The organism is Microbacterium sp. GCS4 (assembly GCF_001262495.1).
Lineage (GTDB): Bacteria > Actinomycetota > Actinomycetes > Actinomycetales > Microbacteriaceae > Microbacterium.
The window spans coordinates 185,617-204,249 of sequence record NZ_LGYE01000002.1 but is presented as its reverse complement, the minus strand read 5'-3'; the positions used below and the strand labels follow the sequence as shown (position 1 = coordinate 204,249).

Sequence of the window (18,633 nt, the reverse complement as noted above, 5' to 3'; positions counted from 1 at the left end):
ATTCGTGCCGTTCGGCAGAAATAGACGGGCGGGGAGAGGGCGGACGTCAGATCGCGGAGATCGTCCAGGATGCCGCGTGCGCGGCGCCCGGCTCGACGACCACGAGGTCCGTTCCCGAGTTGAAGGCGTCGGGTGGGCAGGTCATCGGTTCGACGGCGAGGCCGATGCGATCGGAATCGTCCGCCGTGTGCACCTGCACCCAGGGACAGCGCTCGTCGAACCGCATCGCGACACCGGTCCCGCCGTCCGTCACGAGGCGCACCTCGGCGACCGCGTCGGTCCGCGACAGCCGCGTGAAGGCGTGGTCGACGAAGACGTCGCCGAGCACGCGCGGCGCACGGAAGTCCCACTCCGGATGCTCCGAGACGGGCTCGACCGCGACCGGAGACAGCCGATCCGGTGTCACCGTGAGCACCGAGGATGCCGGCAGCGTCAGCGTCCAATCGTCCACGCGCCCGCCGCCGGCCACGAGGTACGGGTGCGGACCGACGCCCCACGGCGCAGCATCCGTCCCGAGGTTGTGACCTGTCACGGTCTGCGTGAGACCGTGGGCGTCGAGGCGGTACTCGACCTCCACCTCCACGCGGAAGGGGTAGCCGGTCTGGGGTTCGATCACCCCGGCCAGCACGACCCGGTCGTCGGAGACCACACGGTCGTCGAACTCGGTCCAGGCGATGAGGCCGTGCAGCGCGTGACCGCGCTCAGGCTCGGTGAGCGGCAGCCGATGCTCGACGCCGCCGAACGTGTAGCGCCCGTCGACGATCCGGTTGGGCCAGGGCGCGAGCGTCGCCCCGCGGTAGGCCGGCCGCACCTCGTCGGCCGCAAACGGCACGACGAGGTCGCGCCCGGCGAAGGTCAGGGAACGGAGGGTCGCCCCGACGCTCGCGATCGCCGCCTCGTAGCCGTGCCCGGCGATCGTCAGCTGGCGGCCGGAGCGCGGCCGAGCCGCGGACGTCGTCGAAACACTCACGCCGACGAGTGTATGCCGAACGGCCCGCGCCCCCTGTCGGCATGCCACGCTGGTGACATGCGCATCGCACTCACCGGATCATCGGGAAAGCTCGGCACCGTCGTCGCCCGCGAGCTGCGCGCCGCGGGCATCGACGTCGTCGGCATGGACGTCGCGGGCGAACGGGGCCCCGGTTTCGTGCAGGTCGACCTCACCGATTACGGACAGGTCGTCGACGCCCTCACCGCGGTCGGCGACCGGCACGACGGCATCGACGCGGTCGTGCACCTGGGGGCGATCCCGGCACCGGGCATCCGCAGCGACGTCGCGACCTTCCACAACAACATGCCGGCGACGTTCAACGTGTTCTGGGCGGCCGTGCGCCTCGGCATCCGCCGCATCGTCTACGCGTCCAGCGAGACCGTGCTCGGCCTCCCGTTCGACGTGCCCCCGCCGTACGTCCCCGTCGACGAGGAGTACCCGCCCCGGCCCGAGTCGGTGTACTCGCTCGTGAAGACGCTCGAGGAGCGCCTGGCGACCGAGCTCGTGCGCTGGCACCCCGACCTGTCGATCACGGCCCTGCGGTTCTCGAACGTCATGGTGCCCGAGGATTACGCCGAGTTCCCCTCATTCGACGCCGATGCCCTGCGGCGCAAGTGGAACCTGTGGGGCTACATCGACGCGCGCGACGGCGCCCAGGCCGTGCAGCGGGCGCTCGAGGTCGCGCCGCCGGGGTTCGAGCAGTACATCATCGCCGCGGCCGACACGGTCATGTCCCGGCCGAACGCCGAGCTGCTCGCCGAGGTCTTCCCCGACGTGCCCGTGGGGCGCGAGGTGGGAGCGAACGAGACCCTACTGTCGATCGACAAGGCGCGGCGGATGCTGGGCTACGAGCCGCAGCACTCCTGGCGCGACCACGTCTGAGCGCTCGACCACGTCTGAGCGCGCACCTGAGCGTCAGCTGTCGGTGTCGCGCGGGAGCACGGTCAGCACGCGCTCGATGTGGTCGCGGAACTCGCTCATGAACCCGCGGAGGAAGTCGGCCGTGTCGGAGTGCGTGACCGTGCCGTCCTCGGCGTAGTGCTCGGGCACGAAGCGGACGTACGCCTCGGGCGCCGTCATCTGCCGGGCGTTGCAGAAGCTCAGCACGCCGCGCAGGCTCTGCTGTGCGACGGCGGTGCCGATCGCGCCGACCGAGGCGCCGATGACCGCGGCCGGGATGTGGTCGAACGAGTTCTGCCCCCAGGGGCGGGAGGCCCAGTCGATCGCGTTCTTGAGCCCGCCGGGGATCGACCGGTTGTACTCCGGTGTGACGAACAGCACCGCGTCGGCCGAGTCGATCGCCTCCTTGAGCGCCACCGCCTCCGGCGGATACGACTCGTCGTAGTCCTGGCTGTACAGCGGCAGGTCGCGGATCGGGATCTCGAAGAACTCCAGATCCCGCGGCGCCAACTCGATCAGGGCCGTCGCGAGGATCCGGTTGATGGATGTCGACGACAGGCTGCCGACGAAGTATCCGACCCTGCGTGTCATGTCCGCTCCTCCGTCTCGATGCCGAGCGCGCTGCCCGGGCACTGGGTCCAGTCTCGCGTCGGGAGCGGCCCGCGTCCACCCCCGCCGGGCGCCGCTCCGCTCAGAGGTCCAGACGCTGCAGGTAGGGGTTCACGAGCCGGCGCTCGGGATCGTAGCGCGCCGCGAGTGCGGCGAAGTCGTCGAAGCGCGGGTACCGCGACCGCACCTCGGCGCCGTCGAGCGTGGAGACCTTGCCCCAGTGCGGTCGTGCCGTGCCGGGCAGTGCCGCCTCGAGGGTCGGCAGGAACGCACGCACCGCGTCCTCGTCGGGCTTCCAGGTGAAGTGGATGCCGACGGCATCCGTCTCGTACGACGAGCTCAGCCACAGCCCGTCGCCCCTGACCGTACGGATCTCGTTCACGAGCAGCAGAGGCGCGATCTGCCCCGCGAGCGTGCGGACGACCTGGATGGCCTCGACGGCATCGGAGCGCGGCACGAGATACTCGCTCTGCAGCTCCGCTCCGGCCGACGGCGTGAACTCGAGCCGGAAGTGCGGCAGGCGCTCGAACCACCGACCCGGCTCGCCGCCCTGCTCGGTGCACGCGACCGGATCGACGCCGAGGATCGGATGCCGCTTCACAGCAGCCGGCTGTGCGTCGAGGCGCGAGAACAGGTCGGCGCGGGTGATCTCGCGCGCCTCGGGCAGCCGCTGCTTGACCCAGATCTGGTCCGCGACGTCGGTGCGCTCCCAGGTCGAGAAGATGCTGACGCTCGTGCCGATGCCGGTGACCTCGTCGAAGTCACGGAGGATCGCGTCCCACGACGGCCCCTCGAACACGTGCTGGGCGACCTCGTAGGCGGGTTCGACGTCGAGCGTGACGTCGATCACCGCTCCGAGCGCCCCGAGGCTCACGACCGCGCCGTCGAAATCCTCGTCGCCGCGCGCGAGACTCCGCGTCTCCCCGGCGGGAGTCATGATCGTGAGGGCGCGCACCGCCGTCGCCAGTGAGCCGAGGGCGTCGCCGGAGCCGTGCGTGCCCGTCGCGACCGCACCCGCGATCGAGATGTGCGGGAGAGAGGCGAGGTTCGCGAGCGCCAGCCCCTCGGCATCCAGCAGCGGAGCGAGGTCTCCGTAGCGCAGCGCGCCGCTCACCCGAACCGCGTCACGTTCGGGGCTCACCTCGAACACGGTCGGCATCCGGTCGAGGGCGATCAGCGTCCCGTCCGTATCGGCCAGCGTGTTGAAGCTGTGGCGGGAGCCCAGCATCCGCACCGCTCCCCCCTGCGCGAGGAGCTCCTGCAGCTGATCGGGCGACGCCGGGTGCTCCACCCGTGCGGCGCGGTACTCGATGTTGCCTGCCCAGTTCCGTTCGGAAGCCATCGCGCCAGGATACCGAGGCACGGCTCACCGGCCGGAGGGCGCGTCGGGCGTGACCCCCTTCTCCGGCGGATCCACGAGCGACAGCGGATCCGCGATGTCCTCGAGCGACTTGCCTGCCGCGCTGACACCGAACACGCCGCACACGACGCCGCCGACGATCATGATCCCCGCGCCCAGCACATAACCCCAGAACAGCGGGCCGCGATCGCCGGTCTCGGCGCTCTCGCCGATCAGCGCCCCGTACAGCACGGGGGCGATCGCGCCCACGAGCTGCCCGATCGAGAACACGTAGGAGATCACCTGGCTGCGCAGCTCGAGCGGGAAGATCTCGCTCACCGTGAGGTACGCGGCCGAGGCCCCCGCCGAGGCGAAGAAGAAGGAGGCGCACCAGAACGCCGTGTGCGTCCCGGCGTTCAGCACCCCGGCGTGGAACAGGAACGCGCTCACGAGCAGGATCGATCCCGCGAGCACATAGGTCGCGAACAGCATCCGCCGCCGTCCCCACGTATCGAAGAAGTGCCCGAGGAGGAGAGCACCCGCGAGATTGCCGATCGCGAAGATGATGAAGTACTGCGAGGCGGATGCCGGTGGCGTGTCGTAGAAGTTCTCGAGCACGAGCGCATACGTGAAGAAGATCGCGTTGTACAGGAACGACTGCGTGACCATCATCGTGATGCCGACGAGTGTGCGCCGCGGGTACTTCCGGAACAGCACCTTCACGATCACGAGGAACGGCACCCGACCGTACTCCTTGACCGTGATCGCCTTCGACTCGTCGACCGGCGGGATCTCCTTGCCCTCCTCGCGGATGCGCTGCTCGATCCCGTCGACGTTGCGCTCGGCCTCGTCCTCGCGTCCGTGCGTCATCTGCCAGCGCGGGCTCTCCGGGATGTGCCGGCGCAGCCAGATGATGAGGATGCCGAGCACGGGCCCGAGGAAGAAGCTGAGCCGCCAGCCGATGTCGGCGGGCAGGATGTCGGTGTTGAGGAAGAACAGGTTCGCGACGGCGCCGAGTGCCGCGCCTCCCCAGTACGTGCCGTTGATGGCGATGTCGACGCGTCCCCGGTACTTCGCCGGGATGATCTCGTCGATCGCCGAATTGATCGCCGCGTACTCGCCGCCGATGCCCGCTCCCGCGACGAAGCGCCAGATGTAGAAGAACCAGGGCGCGAACGCGAGGCCCGCGACCGCGGAGCCCACGAGGTACACCGCGAGGGACAGGATGAAGAGCTTCTTGCGTCCGAGCCGATCGGTGAGGCGTCCGAACACCAGCGCGCCGAACACCTGGCCGAGCAGGTAGCAGGTGCCGGCGAGGCCGACCTCGGCCGGGCCCATCCCGAGCGTCGCGGCATAGCCGTTCGCGGCGACGATCTGCACCTCGAGGCCGTCGAGGATCCAGGAGAACCCGAGGCCGACGACGATCATCCAGTGGAATCGCGCCCACGGCAGCCGGTCCATCCGGGCGGGCACGAGCGACCGGACCTCCTTGACGTTGACACCCGACGCGGACATGGAGCCTCCTTCACCCGGGACCCCTCGGTCCCGGATCAGTGATACTCCTGGCGCGCGGGTCCGCGCATCCGGTTGATTCGCGCCGCGGATCGCGCTACGGCATCCGCCCGTCCACCCACCCGTCTATTTCTGCCGAACGGCAGCAATAGACCCTCTATTCGTGCCCTTCGGCAGAAATAGAGGGTCTTTGCGGGGGCGGGGTCAGCTCACGTGACGCTCGTCGACCCCGTCGTAGTGGGAGAGCGGACGGATGAGCGCGTTCGCACCGGCCTGCTCGATCACGTGCGCGGTCCAGCCCGTGACACGCGCGGCCACGAACAGCGGCGTGAACGTGAGCGTGTCGAAGCCGATGAGGTTGTAGGCGGGGCCGGACGGGTAGTCGAGGTTCGGGTAGATGCCCTTGCGCTCGACGAACTCCGACTCGAGGGCGTCGTAGAGCGCCGCGACCTCGGGCTTGTCGTAGTGCTCGACGAGCGTGTCGAGGGCCGCTTTCATGGTCGGCACGCGCGAGTCGCCGCGCTTGTACACGCGGTGTCCGAAGCCCATGATCTTGCGCTTCTCGGCGAGCGCCTTCTCGAGCCACGGGACGACGTTCTCCGCCTCCCCGATCTCGTCGAAGATGTGCAGAACGGCCTCGTTGGCGCCGCCGTGCAGCGGCCCCTTGAGCGCGCCGATGGCCCCGACCACCGCCGAGTACAGGTCGCTCAGCGTCGACGTGATCACCCGGGCGGTGAACGTCGAGGCGTTGAAGGAGTGCTCTGCGTACAGGATCATCGAGCGGTTGAACGCGTCCACGACCACCGGGTCCGGCTCCTCGCCGAACGTCATCCACAGGAAGTTCGAGGAGTAGTCGAGGTCGTCGCGCGGCTCGATGATCTCCTGCCCGCGACGACGACGCTGCCCGTAGGCGACGATCGCCGGCAGGGCGGCGAAGAGGCGGATGCTGCGCTCGAGGTTCTGCTCGGGGCTGCCGCCCGCGTCGAGCACAGAACCTCCGGCGGCGGGATCGGAGGCGCCGATCACACTCACGGCCGTGCGCACCTCGTCCATCGGGTGGGCGTCGAGCGGCACCAGGTCGATCGCGGCCTTGACGTTGTCGGCGAGCGCGCGGTGGCGGCGCTCCTCGAGCCGGAAGGCCGCGAGCTCCTCGGCGGTGGGGAGCTCGCCGTGCCACAGGAGGTACGCGACCGCCTCGAAGGGCTGCGTGTCGGCCAGCTCCTGCACGGGATAGCCGCGGTACAGCAGGCTGTTCGTCTCGGGGTTGACCTTCGAGATCGCCGTCGTGTCGACGACGACCCCTGCGAGGCCCTTCTTGATGTCAGGCTCGGTCATGCTCACTCCTTCGTGTCATTTCGGTCGTTGAGCGAGGAGCGAAGCGACGAGACGAAACGTGGTGGCGCGTTTCGTCTCGCTTCGCTCGCTCAACGACCGGTGGTGTCGATGGTGAAGTTGAAGACGCCGGAGTCGAAGTGGTTGTACGACTCGTAGTCGATCAGGTCGTAGAGATCGGCGCGGTGCTGCATCTCGCCGAGCTTCGAGGTCAGATGCCCCTCCTCGTTCAGCGTATCGAGAGCACGGCCCGCCGCGCCCATCGCGATCCGCAGCAGCGAGACCGGCCAGATGACCATGCTCACACCCGCGTCCCGCAACCGGTCGACGGAGAACAGGTCGCTCTTGCCGAACTCGGTCATGTTGGCGAGGATCGGCACGTCGAGAGCATCCGCCATCGCCTCGAACTCCGAGAGGTCGCGCATCGCCTCGGGGAAGATCGCGTCGGCCCCCGCGTCTACGAGGGCCTTGGCCCGATCGATCGCGGCATCCAGTCCGTCGATCGCGCGGATGTCAGTGCGGGCCATGATCAGGAAGTTCTCGTCTCGGCGCGCATCGGCGGCGGCGCGGATGCGCTTGATCGCCGTGTTCTCGTCGACCACGCTCTTGCCGTCGAGGTGACCGCAGCGCTTGGGGTTGATCTGGTCCTCGATATGCGTGCCGGCGAGTCCGGCATCCTCGAGCTCCTGGATCGTGCGCGCCACGTTCATCGGCTCGCCGAAACCGGTGTCGGCATCGACGATCGCGGGGATGTCGGTCATGCGGGCGATCTGCTTCGCGCGTCCGGCGACCTCGGTCAGCGTCGTGAGCCCGATGTCGGGCAGTCCGAGGTCGGCCGAGAGCACCGCCCCGGAGATGTAGACGCCGTCGAAACCCCTCTGTTCGATGAGCTTGGCGCTGAGGGGGTTGAACGCTCCAGGGAAGCGCAGCAGTTCGCCGCTCGCGAGGCGCTCACGGAACAACCGCCTCTTCTCGGCCGGCGTCGTCGTTGAGTACAGCATCAGAAGGTCTCCCTCGGGTTAGGGCGTTTCGTCTCGCTTCGCTCGCTCAACGACCGAAGCGTCTGGTCGTTGAGCGAGGAGCGAAGCGAGACGAACGTCGCATCAGAACAGCCCCTTCGGCGCGTCCGCGCCCTCGAGGAGTCCGGGCTTCGCGATGATCGACAGCTCGCCGACCTCGGCCGCCGTCAGCTCGGGCAGGCGCTGCACGAGCTCGAGGAAGCGCTCGATCTCGGCGGGCTCCAGCACGGGCTCCGCGAGCAGCCGGAACTTCGCGATGTAGTTCTCGCGCGCGAACGGACGGGCCCCGAGCGGGTGCGCGTCGGCCACGGCGATCTCGTCGACGACGGTCGAGCCGTCAGTCAGCCGGAACTCCACACGACCGCCGAAGGCCTTCACGTCGGGGTCCTCGGAGTGGTAGCGGCGCGTCCACTCGGCATCCTCGGCCGTCGTGATCTTCTGCCACAGCGCGACCGTGTCGGGTCGGCCGGCGCGCTCGGGCGTGTACGAGTCGACGTGGTGCCAGCCGCCGTCCTGCAGCGCGACGGCGAAGATGTACGGGATCGAGTGGTCGAGCGTCTCCCGCGACGCCGTCGGGTCGTACTTCTGCGGGTCGTTGGCACCCGAGCCGATCACGTAGTGCGTGTGGTGGCTCGTGTGCAGCACGATGCTCTCGATGGTGGCGGGGTCGCGAAGCGCCGGGTTCTCGGTGCCGAGCTTGCGGGCGAGGTCGATCCACGCCTGTGCCTGGTACTCCGCGGAGTGCTCCTTCGTGTACGAGTCGAGGATCGCGCGCTTCGGCTCGCCGGATGCCGGGAGCGGCACCTCGTACGCGGCATCCTTGCCGTCGAGCATCCAGGCGATCACGCCGTCCTCGCCCTCGTAGATCGGGGCCGGGCTGGTCTGGCCGCGCATAGCCCGGTCGACCGCTTCGACGGCCATCTTGCCCGCGAACGCCGGGGCGTGCGCCTTCCACGTGGAGATCTCGCCCTTGCGGCTCTGCCGGGTCGCGGTCGTCGTGTGCAGTCCCTGGCCGACCGCCTGGTAGATCGTCTCGACGTCGAGGCCGAGCAGGGTGCCGATGCCGGCGGCTGCGGAGGGGCCGAGGTGCGCGACGTGGTCGATCTTGTGCTTGTGCAGGCAGATCGCGCGCACGAGGTCCATCTGGATCTCATAGCCGGTCGCAATGGCGCGAACGAGCGCACGGCCGTCGGACCCGACGTGCTGCGCGACCGCGAGGATCGGCGGGATGTTGTCGCCGGGGTGCGAGTACTCGGCAGCCAGGAACGTGTCGTGGTAGTCGAGCTCGCGCACGGCGACGCCGTTCACCCACGCCGCCCACTCCGGGCTCGTGCGGTGGTCGAGCGCCGCGCCGAAGACGGTCGCGCCCGCGCCGCCGGTCGACACCGGGTGGCTGAACGCCTGCGCGCGCGCCGCGTTGATCGGTCCGCGCGTGAGGGATGCTGCGGCGACCGAGGCGTTGTCGATGATGCGGTTGACGATCATGTCGACGACCGCGGGCTCGACCTCGACGGGATCGGCGGCGACCTCGGCGATCTTCCAGGCGAGCTGATCCTCACGGGCGAGGTTCTCGTCGCTCCGGTGGACGCGGACGTGGTGGGTGACGGTCATGATCGATCCCTACTGGTCGGAGGTCGTGGTCGTTGAGCGAGCGGAGCGAGTCGAAACGCCCTCCCCCGCCCCGGTCGTTGAGCGAGCGGAGCGAGTCGAAACGCCCTCCCCCGCAGCATCCAGGGACTCGAGGATGCCGGTGAGCGCGTTGTGCAGGTGTACGTGCGTCGCGTGCGCGGCGAGGTCGCCGTCGCGGGCCGCGAGCGCCCGCGCGATCGTGCGGTGCTCGGCGGCGGAGGCGGCGAGACGCTGGGGCTTGTCCTTCGCCATGCGGCGCACCCGCACCAGATGTGTGCGCACGGTGCGCAGCGCCGAGGCGATGTAGTCGTTCGCCACGGCGGCGTCGAGGGTCGCGTCGAAGCGGGCGATGAGCGCGTAGTACGCATCGCGCCCCTCGGCTGCGGCAAGGTCGACGTCGGCGAACTCCAGGGCGAGCGCGGCGAACAGCTCGGCGTCCCCGCGCTGCGCGGCGAGTCTCGCAGACGTCTCCTCCAGCGCACGGCGGATTTCGAACAGCGCGCGGATGTCGTCAGCATCCAGCGCTGCGACCACCGTCACCCGCGGCGACTGCTGCACGACGAGACCGTCGGCAGCGAGGCGCCGGAGCGCTTCGCGCAGCGGCGTGCGGCTCACCCCGAGGCGCGCGGCCTGCTCGACCTCGCCGAGCACGTACCCCGCGGGCAGCACTCCGGACTGGATCTCGTCGAGAAGCGCCGCGTGGGCGCGCTCGCTCGCCGAGATGCGATCGACTGCGGGAAGCGCCATGCCCTCAGTGTATACACAAAGCGCGCAATGGAGTCAGCTTTTAGCCTGATACCGGCCCTCGGTATACACTGCATCCTCCGGCAACGGCTCGACGAACTCGGCAGCCGGCACCGGCTCGCCGAGCTTGACGACCACGACACCGACCAGCACGAGCAGGCCGCCGAGGGCCTGCAGCAGGTCGGGGAGCTGTCCGAGAAGGAGCCATCCGAACAGCAGCGCGGCCACGACCTCGGCGAGCGCGACGAACGACGCGAGGCGGGACCCCAGCATCCGCGTCGAGGTGATGCCGAGCACGTACGCGAGCGCCGTCGCCAGGACGCCGATCGCGAGCACCGGCACGAACCACGGCACGGTGCCGAAACGATAGGAGATGTCGTCGGTGGTCCAGCGGAAGGGGAGGATGCCGACGGCGGCGGCGATCGAGAGCCCGACCGCGCCGAGCAGCAGCCCCGACCCCGCGAGGGCGATCGGCGGGACGCCGGTGTCGGCGCGGGCCGAGAGCACGAAGTAGGTGGCGGCGCCGACCATCGCGGCGAGCGCCCAGAGGATGCCGGCGAGGTTCACCTGTGTACCCGTGACGACGTCCAGCATGAGCACGAGCCCGACGAAGGCCACGACCGCACCGAGCACGCTGCGCCGACTGGGCTTCTCTCCGTGTCGCAGCCAGAGCCACAGGAGCACGGCGATCGGTGCGGTGTACTCGATCAGCAGCGCGATGCCGACGTCCATCACGGCGACGGCCTGGAAGTAGAACAGCTGGGTGGCGGCGACCGCGAGCAGGCCGTATGCGGCGACCATGCCGACGTTCCGCCACAGGGCACGCCACCGTCCGCGCAACGCGAGGATCGTCGGGATGAGCAGCACGAGCGCGGCGACCCACACCCGCACGGTGACCGCGGCCCCGGGCGTCCACCCCGCATCGATGAGTCCGCGCGCCCAGGCGCCGGACATGCCGAAGGAGAAGGCTGCGGCGATCGCCAGCGGCAGCCCGAGGCGCATGCCCGTCGCGCGTGTGTCATCGGTGACTGTGCTCATGACACGTGACGCTACTCGCGCACGGAGTAAGGTGTCAACATGATCTTCACCGATGACACCGAAGAGGCGCTGCGCTCGGCCGTCTGGCTCGTGAACTCCGCGGAGGACCCCGACACGCTCGAGTCCCTCGACGACCATCGCGCGTTCCTCGCGGACTTCCCCTACTCCGGCCGCCTCGACCGCGATCGAGCCGAGCTCGACGCCCTGCGCGGCATCCGCCCCCGCCTCCGCGCCATGCTCCTCGCATCGCGCGACGACATGGCCGAGCACGTCAACGCCGCCCTCGCCGAGGCGCACCTCACCCCGCGCCTCGTCCGCCACGACGCCGCCGACTGGCACCTGCACGCGGTCGCCGACGATCGACCCCTCGCCGAGCGCGTGCTCATCGAGACCGCCATGGCGCTGGTCGACGTCATCCGCGCCGACGAGGGCTCGCGCATCTCGGTGTGCGCCGACGACACGTGCGAGGCGCTCGCGCTCGACCTCTCCCGCAACCGCTCGAAGCGCTACTGCTCGCCCACGTGCACGAATCGCAACGCCGTCGCCGCGTATCGCGCGAGGCAGGCGAGCGCCTAGGCCTCCCGCGCTCTCGGATCGCGCAACGCGCGCATCGCGTCCACCAGACTCCCGTGGATGTACTCGAGCTCGGGTGAGGTGAATGCCGACCAGTCCTCCTGCTCCACACCCTCGTCACTGCCGGGCGCACCCCACTCCTCGGCATCCGCGGACCCGTCCGCCTCCGCGCCCGACGCATGGCGATACACCCACCACAGGTTCCCTGCGGGATCGGCGAAGCGCGAGAAGGTGTCGCCGAAGAAGTCGGTCGGCGCCGTGACGATCCGCGCCCCGCGCTCGACCGCGCGGGCGAGCGTCGCCTCGACGTCGTCGACGTACACCTGCACGAAGCCCGGCGTGAAGGGCCAGTCGGGCTTGCGATCGGCGACGATGACGACCGAGTCCCCGATGCGCAGCTCGGAGTGCAGGATCAGCCCGTCGGAGTCGAGAGTGCGAGCCTCCGGCACGTCGACCGCGCCGAACACGTCGACGAGGAAGGCGATGATGCGCGGGGCATCGTCGGTCATCAGGAAGGGGTTCACGGTGTTGGATCCAGCGGGGATCGCGGGGAGATGAGTCATGGCTCGTCCTTTCGTCCCGGCCAGCATCCCCGACAACCAGGACACATCCGGTCCTCAATGGAGAGCGGGATACGGTCGGATGATCATGACCTTCCCCGCGCCCTACGACACCTGGTTCCCGGATGCCGCGTTCGACAGCACCTACGGCTTCGACGAGAGCGCACTGCGTCGGGTCCGGCCGGTCGCCGCGCCTCCAGGCCTCGCGGAGACCTGGCGGCGCTGGCGCGCGGAAGCGAAGGGCGTGGATGCCGCGCCGCGCACGCTCTCGTCCGAGACGGTCGAGGGCCGCGAGGTCTCGGTCGTCGAGCACGCCGGTGCCGACGGCATCCGCCTGCGCTCCTGGATCGTGGGCCCGGCAACGGGCGCGGCCCGCGTCGGGATCGTGCACTCGCACGGCTACGGCGGCCGCGATGCGATCGATCTCGCGCGCGTGCCCGACGACGCGGCGGCGATCTTCCCGGTCGCGCGGGGTCTGCCGACCCTGAACGCGGGCGTCGGCGCCCCGGAGCTCGTGGAGCAGCACGTTCTCGCCGGGCTCGATGACCCCGATCGATACGTCCTCGGCCTGTGCGCGCGGGACCTCTGGCTCGCGGCGGACACGCTCCTCGCTGCGGCAGGCGACCTGCCGCTCTACTACGTGGGCGAGAGCTTCGGCGGCGGCATCGGGGCTCTCGCGCTGCCCTGGGACGACCGGTACATCGGCGCGACGCTCATCGTGCCGAGCTTCGGCCAGTACGACGAACGCCTCGCGGTGCCGTGCCTCGGCAGCGGCGAGGTCGTGCGTGCGCACGTCGCCGCGCACCCCGAGGCCCGGGAGCAGCTGCGGCTGTTCGATGCGTCGAGCACGCTGGGCTTCACCCGGGTGCCAGTGCGGGTCGAGGCCGCGCTGTGGGACGACTACGTACCGCCACCCGGGCAGTTCGGCGTCGCGAACGCCGTACGCGACCTCGACCTGGAGGTCCTGCCCGCCGGGCACGCGGAGTACCCGGGGTCGGATGCCGCTGCCGCCCGGGCCGTGCGCAGGGGACGCGCACACCTCACGCGAGCTCTGCGCGCCGCATCCTGAGCATCCTTCCCCCCGCCCGTCCACACTCCCCGCCCGCTCGCGCGCCGCCCGCCGCTCTCCCGGCAACCCTGGGCGTAGGCGATCACCCGGGCGCAGGACGATCCGGGCCACATCCTCCTACCTCCGCGTCATCCCCTCCCTGCACACCCTCCCTCACACCCTCCTCCACACCTTCCCCCACGCCGCCGCCCCGCACCCGCGCCCGCACCTCCGCGCAGATGAGCACTGGACACCACTTGTCATAACAGGTACGCTCAACTTGTCATTACAGGTTGCGCAGTGTCGCAGCACCCTACGAGGAGCACCGATGCCCGAGTTCCACACCCCGCCGCTCTCCCCGATCGCGATCGCCTTCGACTCCGAGAAGCTCACCCTGTCGCCCGAAGGCCCGACCCTCACGCGCCGCATGTCCGACCTCGAGGGTCTCTTCCTCGACGCGGATGCCTGGAAGGCCGCCAGCGAAGGCGACAACCCCGTGGTCTACACGGTCGTGAGCTCCCCCGTGCCGGAGATCGACCGCGAGCTGCCCCAGTCGATCACGACGATCATGCCGGGCGACACCTCGGGCGAGCTCTGGATGACGAAGGGCCACCAGCACCCGAATCACCAGGGCGAGATCTACCTCGCGCTGAAAGGCCGCGGCGGACTGCTGATGTTCGACGGAGAGCGCACCGAGTGGCTCGACATGCTCCCGGGCACGATCGGTTACATCCCGCCGGGCTGGGCACACCGCTCGGTCAACACGGGTGACGAGCCCTACGCGTTCCTCGCGGTATACCCCGGCGGAGCCGGCCACGACTACGGCTGGGTGCTCGAGCACGGCATGGGCTCGCGGGCGTACCGCGCGTCCGAGGGCGTGGACCTCCGCCCCTACGCCGCCACCGCCGAATAGGCTCCGGCCATGATCATCGCGCACGACCTCGGCACGACCGGCAACAAGGCCTCGCTGCACCACGACGACGGCCGGCTCGTGACCTCGGTCACGGTGCCGTATCCCGCGCACTTCGCGGCGGGCGGCATCGCTGAGCAGGACCCGGCGGACTGGTGGGGCGCGGTCGTCACCGCCACGCGGCAGCTGCTGTCCACCTCGGGCATCGGGCCGGAGACCGTCGGCGGCCTGGTCGTGAGCGGTCAGATGATGGGCACGGTGCTGCTCGACGCGCACGGCGCCCCCGTACGCCCCGCGATCATCTGGGCCGACACGCGCTCGGGTGCCCAGACGCGGATGCTGGAGCAGGCGCTCGGCGCCGAGGCGGCCTACCGCGTGCTCGGCCACCGCCTCAACCCGACGTACTCGCTCGAGAAGATCATGTGGGTGCGTGACAACGAGCCCGACACGTGGGCGCGCGTGCGCCACTTCTGCGTCGCGAAGGACTTCATCGTCTACCGCCTCACCGGCCGTCTGGCGACCGAGCGCTCGGACGCCTCGGGCACGAACGCCTACGACCAGATCACCGGCACGTGGTCGGAGTCGGTGCTCGCCGCGGCCGGCCTCGACCCGGCGCTGTTCCCCGAGATCCTCGACTCGACGACCGTCGCGGGCACGCTCACGTCCGACGCCGCCGACGCGCTGGGCCTCCCGACCGGGACCCGGGTCGTGATGGGCGGCGGCGACGGTCCGCTCGCGGCTGTCGGCTCCGGTGTCGTCGCCCCGGAGGACGGCGCGTACGTGTGCCTGGGCACCTCGTCGTGGATCTCGTTCGCGAGCCCCACCCCGCTGCACGACCCGCAGATGCGCACCATGACGTTCGACAACGTCGTGCCCGGTTCGTTCGTGCCGACCGCGACGATGCAGGCCGGCGGCGCCTCGGTGCAGTGGATCGCGGAGGCGCTGTCCGCCGACCCGGCGCGCCCCGAGACCGGCCGTCTGACCGCCGACGCGGGCGGCGACCTCGACACGGAGGATCTCTACTTCCTCCCGTACCTCCTGGGCGAGCGCTCGCCGCTGTGGGACCCCGCCGCCCGCGGGGCGTTCGTCGGCATCGGCCGCCACCACACGCGATCCCACCTGACCCGTGCGGTGCTCGAGGGCGTGGCGTTCAACCTCTTCACCTGCATCCAGGCGTTCCGCGAGTCCGGCGCCGTGATCGACCGCATCGACGCGGTCGGCGGCGGCGCGCAGAGCGACGTCTGGCTCGGCATCCTCGCCGACGTGTGGGGAGTGCCGGTGCGTCGCCGCACGATCGTCGAGGAGGCCAACAGCTTGGGTGCGGCGGTCACCGGCGCGGTGGGCCTCGGCCTCGCCGACTTCTCGGCCGCCCGCGCCCTGAGCGAGGTCACGGCCGAGTTCGCCCCGGGTGCCGGTCGCCACGCGGTGTACGCGCAGCGGCACGCCCGCTTCACGACGGCGTACGACGCGCTCGCGCCGTGGTTCGCCTCGGCTCCGTCCGCGGGGAGCGTGTGATGGGCGTCATCCTCGCCACGAGCCGTTCGTTCTCCGACGGCGAGCTCGACCTCGTCGCCCGGGCGGAGGCCGCGGGGCACGAGATCGTGCGCGGACCCGCGCACCACGACCTCGCCGAGCTGACCCCGCTGCTCGCGACGGCCGAGGGCTGGATCGCGGGCACCGGCCCTGTGACCGACGAGCACCTCGCGGCGGCACCGCAGCTGCGCATCGTCGCCCGCTACGGCGTCGGCACCGAGGCGGTCGACATCGCGGCCGCCGAGCGCCGCGGCATCCCGGTGACGAACACTCCCGGCGCGAACGCGGATGCCGTCGCCGACCACGCGGTGGGCCTGATGCTCGCCGCGCTGCGCTTCATCCCCGACGGCGATCGACGCGTGCGGGACGGCGACTGGAGCGTGCGGCGCGGCCGTGAGCTGGGCGCCGCGACCGTCGGGATCGTGGGCTTCGGCCGCATCGGCCAGGGCGTCGCCCGTCGACTCTCCGGCTTCGGGTGCACGGTGCTCGCCGCCGACCCGTACCTCCCCGCGGAGCGGATCACCGAGCTGGGCGCGACCCCGGTCGACCTCGACGAGCTGTTCCGTGCAGCCGACCTCATCACGCTCCATGCCCCGGGCGGACAGACGCTCGTGGATGCGGCTCGGCTGGGCGGCATCCGCCCGGGCGCGATCGTCGTGAACACCGCCCGGCCCGACCTCGTCGACGAGGATGCCGTGGCCGCGGCCCTCCGCGACGGTCGCCTGGGCGCGTACGCGGCCGACACGCTCGCCGGCGACACCGCGGCGAGCGCGAGCCCGCTGCTCGCCGCCGACCTCGCCGAACGCGTGACCGTGACGCCGCACCTCGGCGCGCAGACCACCCAGGCCGTAGACAACATGGGCTCGCTGTCGCTCGACGACGTGCTCTCCGTGCTCGCGGGGCGCGCACCGGCGCATCCCGTCTCCTCCCGACCCTGAAGTCTCTACCCCTGAAGGACCGACATGACCATCACCGAGAACACGCCGACCACGACCGGCGGTTACATGGGCTTCGTGGGCGTGAGCACCGGCTCGTCGTCGATCATGCAGGTCTTCCCCCGGTGGGCGGAGGTGCTCGACCTGCCGACGACCGAGCTGGTAGGCCACGACCTGCCCATGGATGCGACCCCCGCGCAGTACCGCGCCATGGTCGAGCAGATCCGCGACGACCCGCACCACCGCGGAGCGCTCGTGACGACCCACAAGATGAACGTGTTCGCCGCGGCATCCGACCTGTTCGACGAGCTCGACCCGTTCGCGGTGTCGTGCTCCGAGATCTCGAGCATCTCCAAGCGCGGCGACCTCCTGATCGGTCGTGCCAAGGACCCGCTCACGGTCGACCTCGCGCTGAACGACTTCCTGCCCTCCGACCACTTCGCGCGCACCGGCGCCGAGGTCGTGATCCTAGGCGCCGGCGGCTCGGGCACCGCGCTGAGCTGGGCTCTCGCGGAGCGCGCCGACGCCCCGTCCAAGATCACGGTGACCGCCCGTAGCGACGAGAAGCTCGAGCATCTGCGCGAGGTCCATCGCCAGCACGGCACCCGCGAGGGCTTCATCGAGTACGTGCGCACCGGGTCTGTCGAGGAGGCCGCCGCGGTCGTCGCCGCCGCCCCCGCCGGATCGCTCATCGTGAACGCCACCGGTCTCGGCAAGGACCGGCCAGGCTCTCCGCTGCCCGACGACGTGGTGTTCCCCGAGGACGCGTGGGTGTGGGAGTTCAACTACCGCGGCACGCTCGAGTTCCTGCACCAGGCCCGCGCGCAGGAGGCCGCGCGCCGCCTGCACGTGGTCGACGGCTGGCGCTACTTCATCCACGGATGGTCGCAGGTCGTGGCCGACGTGTTCGAGCTGGAGCTCACGCCCGAGATCGTGGAGCGTCTGGCCGAGGCGGCGGAGTCGGTGCGCCGATGATCCGCACCGTCCTCGGCGACGTCGACCCGGCGGATCTGGGGACGACGAACTATCACGAGCACCTGTTCCAGGTGTCGCCGCTGCTGCCGGGCGACGAGCTCGACGACGAGGAGCGCTCGGGGGCCGAGGCCGCACTGCTGCGTGACAGCGGGTTCGCGGCGATGGTCGACGCCACGCCCTTCGGGCTCGGCCGCGATCCCGAGGCGCTGGCGCGCATCAGCGCCGCGACCGGACTCCGCGTCGTCGCGACGACGGGACGCCACCGCGAGGCGCACTACTCTGCGGACCACCCGACGCGCCATGAGGATGCCGAGACCCTGACGAGGCGGTTCGTGTGCGAGATCGCCGAGGGGATGCCGCGCGACGACGCCGATCCCGACGGCGCGCGGGCGCTCACCCCCGGCGCCGCCCCCGCGCGTGCCGGTCTGCTCAAGGGCGGCGTCGACTACTGGCGCATCAGCGACTTCGAGAGCACGACCCTGCGCGCCCTCGCCGCCGCCCATCGCACGACCGGGGCCCCGATCATGGTGCACCTGGAGTTCTGCACGGCCGCGCACGAAGTGCTCGATCTGCTCGGCGCCGAGGGCGTGGGCGCCGAGCGCGTGGTGCTCGCGCACGCCGACCGGGACCCGGACGCGGGACTGCACGTCTCGCTCGCCGAACGCGGCGCCTACCTGGGGTACGACGGCTTCGCCCGCCCCCGCACGAGATCGGATGCCGAGCTGCTGGCCCTCACCGAAGCCGTCGTGTCGCGCGGCGCCGGCGACCACGTGGTGCTCGGCGGCGACGTCGCGCGCGCGACCCGCTACATCGCGTACGGCGGGATGCCGGGCCTCGCCTACCTCGGCGAGCGCTACCTGCCCCGGCTGCGTGCCGCGATCGGCGACGACCGCGTCGACCGGATGCTCGTCGCCAACCCCGCACGCCTCCTCACCCTGACGGGTCGTTGAGCGACACTTCGACTCGCTACGCTCGCTCAGCGCGGG

18 protein-coding genes are annotated in these 18,633 nt (G+C 70.7%); 8 read left to right on the top strand and 10 right to left on the bottom strand.

The genetic code is table 11. The features are described from left to right. Positions 1–46: 46 nt before the first annotated feature. Positions 47–970, bottom strand: a complete 924-nt coding sequence (locus AKH00_RS08205) for an aldose 1-epimerase family protein (protein ID WP_082297508.1) — start codon at positions 968–970, stop codon at positions 47–49. Positions 971–1,027: 57 nt separating this feature from the next. Here AKH00_RS08205 and AKH00_RS08200 point away from each other — a divergent pair, with 57 nt between their 5' ends. Further along, positions 1,028–1,873, top strand: coding sequence for an NAD-dependent epimerase/dehydratase family protein (locus tag AKH00_RS08200; RefSeq protein WP_050722246.1), 846 nt, complete (start codon positions 1,028–1,030; stop codon positions 1,871–1,873). A gap of 33 nt (positions 1,874–1,906) precedes the next feature. Here the strand turns inward: AKH00_RS08200 and AKH00_RS08195 are convergent, their stop codons facing one another. The 8 genes from AKH00_RS08195 to AKH00_RS08160 form a co-directional block, all read right to left on the bottom strand. Further along, the gene (locus tag AKH00_RS08195; protein WP_050722245.1) at positions 1,907–2,482 is read right to left on the bottom strand and encodes an NADPH-dependent FMN reductase; all 576 of its coding nucleotides are present in this window, start codon (positions 2,480–2,482) and stop codon (positions 1,907–1,909) included. A 100-nt stretch (positions 2,483–2,582) separates the two neighbouring features. Further along, positions 2,583–3,842 carry an FAD-binding protein gene (locus tag AKH00_RS08190; RefSeq protein ID WP_050722244.1) on the bottom strand — a complete coding sequence of 420 codons (1,260 nt, stop codon included), beginning with the start codon at positions 3,840–3,842 and terminating at the stop codon, positions 2,583–2,585. Positions 3,843–3,866: 24 nt separating this feature from the next. Beyond that, the gene (locus AKH00_RS08185) at positions 3,867–5,354 is read right to left on the bottom strand and encodes an MFS transporter (protein ID WP_050722243.1); all 1,488 of its coding nucleotides are present in this window, start codon (positions 5,352–5,354) and stop codon (positions 3,867–3,869) included. Between the two features lie 201 nt (positions 5,355–5,555). Then, positions 5,556–6,686, bottom strand: coding sequence for a bifunctional 2-methylcitrate synthase/citrate synthase (locus AKH00_RS08180; protein WP_050722242.1), 1,131 nt, complete (start codon positions 6,684–6,686; stop codon positions 5,556–5,558). An 89-nt stretch (positions 6,687–6,775) separates the two neighbouring features. Continuing rightward, positions 6,776–7,684 (bottom strand): methylisocitrate lyase, encoded by a 909-nt coding sequence (gene prpB, locus AKH00_RS08175; protein ID WP_050722241.1) that lies wholly within the window; start codon positions 7,682–7,684, stop codon positions 6,776–6,778. Between the two features lie 102 nt (positions 7,685–7,786). Next, positions 7,787–9,313 carry an MmgE/PrpD family protein gene (locus AKH00_RS08170; RefSeq protein WP_050722240.1) on the bottom strand — a complete coding sequence of 509 codons (1,527 nt, stop codon included), beginning with the start codon at positions 9,311–9,313 and terminating at the stop codon, positions 7,787–7,789. A 9-nt stretch (positions 9,314–9,322) separates the two neighbouring features. Beyond that, entirely contained in the window at positions 9,323–10,078 is a 756-nt protein-coding gene (locus AKH00_RS08165) for a GntR family transcriptional regulator (RefSeq protein ID WP_082297507.1), read from the bottom strand. A gap of 33 nt (positions 10,079–10,111) precedes the next feature. Further along, entirely contained in the window at positions 10,112–11,113 is a 1,002-nt protein-coding gene (locus AKH00_RS08160; protein ID WP_050722239.1) for an EamA family transporter, read from the bottom strand. 39 nt (positions 11,114–11,152) lie between these two features. Between AKH00_RS08160 and AKH00_RS08155 the strand changes: the two genes are divergently transcribed. Next, on the top strand, positions 11,153–11,689 hold the full coding sequence (locus AKH00_RS08155) for a CGNR zinc finger domain-containing protein (RefSeq protein ID WP_050722238.1): 537 nt from the start codon (positions 11,153–11,155) through the stop codon (positions 11,687–11,689). Here AKH00_RS08155 and AKH00_RS08150 read toward each other — a convergent pair. After that, on the bottom strand, positions 11,686–12,249 hold the full coding sequence (locus AKH00_RS08150; RefSeq protein ID WP_050722237.1) for a VOC family protein: 564 nt from the start codon (positions 12,247–12,249) through the stop codon (positions 11,686–11,688). The two genes, AKH00_RS08155 and AKH00_RS08150, sit on opposite strands and share 4 nt — an antisense overlap. 85 nt (positions 12,250–12,334) lie before the next feature. Here AKH00_RS08150 and AKH00_RS08145 point away from each other — a divergent pair, with 85 nt between their 5' ends. The 6 genes from AKH00_RS08145 to AKH00_RS08120 all read left to right on the top strand — a co-directional run bounded on the left by AKH00_RS08145 (position 12,335) and on the right by AKH00_RS08120 (position 18,597). Then, positions 12,335–13,315, top strand: coding sequence for an acetylxylan esterase (locus tag AKH00_RS08145; RefSeq protein ID WP_050722896.1), 981 nt, complete (start codon positions 12,335–12,337; stop codon positions 13,313–13,315). A 307-nt stretch (positions 13,316–13,622) separates the two neighbouring features. After that, a complete protein-coding gene (locus AKH00_RS08140; protein ID WP_050722236.1) occupies positions 13,623–14,207 on the top strand; it encodes a glucose-6-phosphate isomerase family protein in 585 nt (194 codons plus the stop codon). Positions 14,208–14,216: 9 nt separating this feature from the next. Continuing rightward, complete coding sequence (xylB, locus tag AKH00_RS08135; RefSeq protein WP_050722235.1) at positions 14,217–15,719, top strand: xylulokinase; 1,503 nt, start codon at positions 14,217–14,219, stop codon at positions 15,717–15,719. Continuing rightward, positions 15,719–16,675: an NAD(P)-dependent oxidoreductase gene (locus AKH00_RS08130; RefSeq protein ID WP_082297568.1), complete on the top strand. Its 957-nt coding sequence runs from the start codon at positions 15,719–15,721 to the stop codon at positions 16,673–16,675. Before xylB ends, AKH00_RS08130 begins: the two co-directional genes overlap by 1 nt. Before the next feature lie 24 nt (positions 16,676–16,699). Next, positions 16,700–17,647, top strand: coding sequence for a shikimate dehydrogenase family protein (locus AKH00_RS08125; RefSeq protein WP_050722234.1), 948 nt, complete (start codon positions 16,700–16,702; stop codon positions 17,645–17,647). Further along, a complete protein-coding gene (locus AKH00_RS08120; protein ID WP_050722233.1) occupies positions 17,644–18,597 on the top strand; it encodes a phosphotriesterase family protein in 954 nt (317 codons plus the stop codon). Before AKH00_RS08125 ends, AKH00_RS08120 begins: the two co-directional genes overlap by 4 nt. Positions 18,598–18,633: the final 36 nt, after the last annotated feature.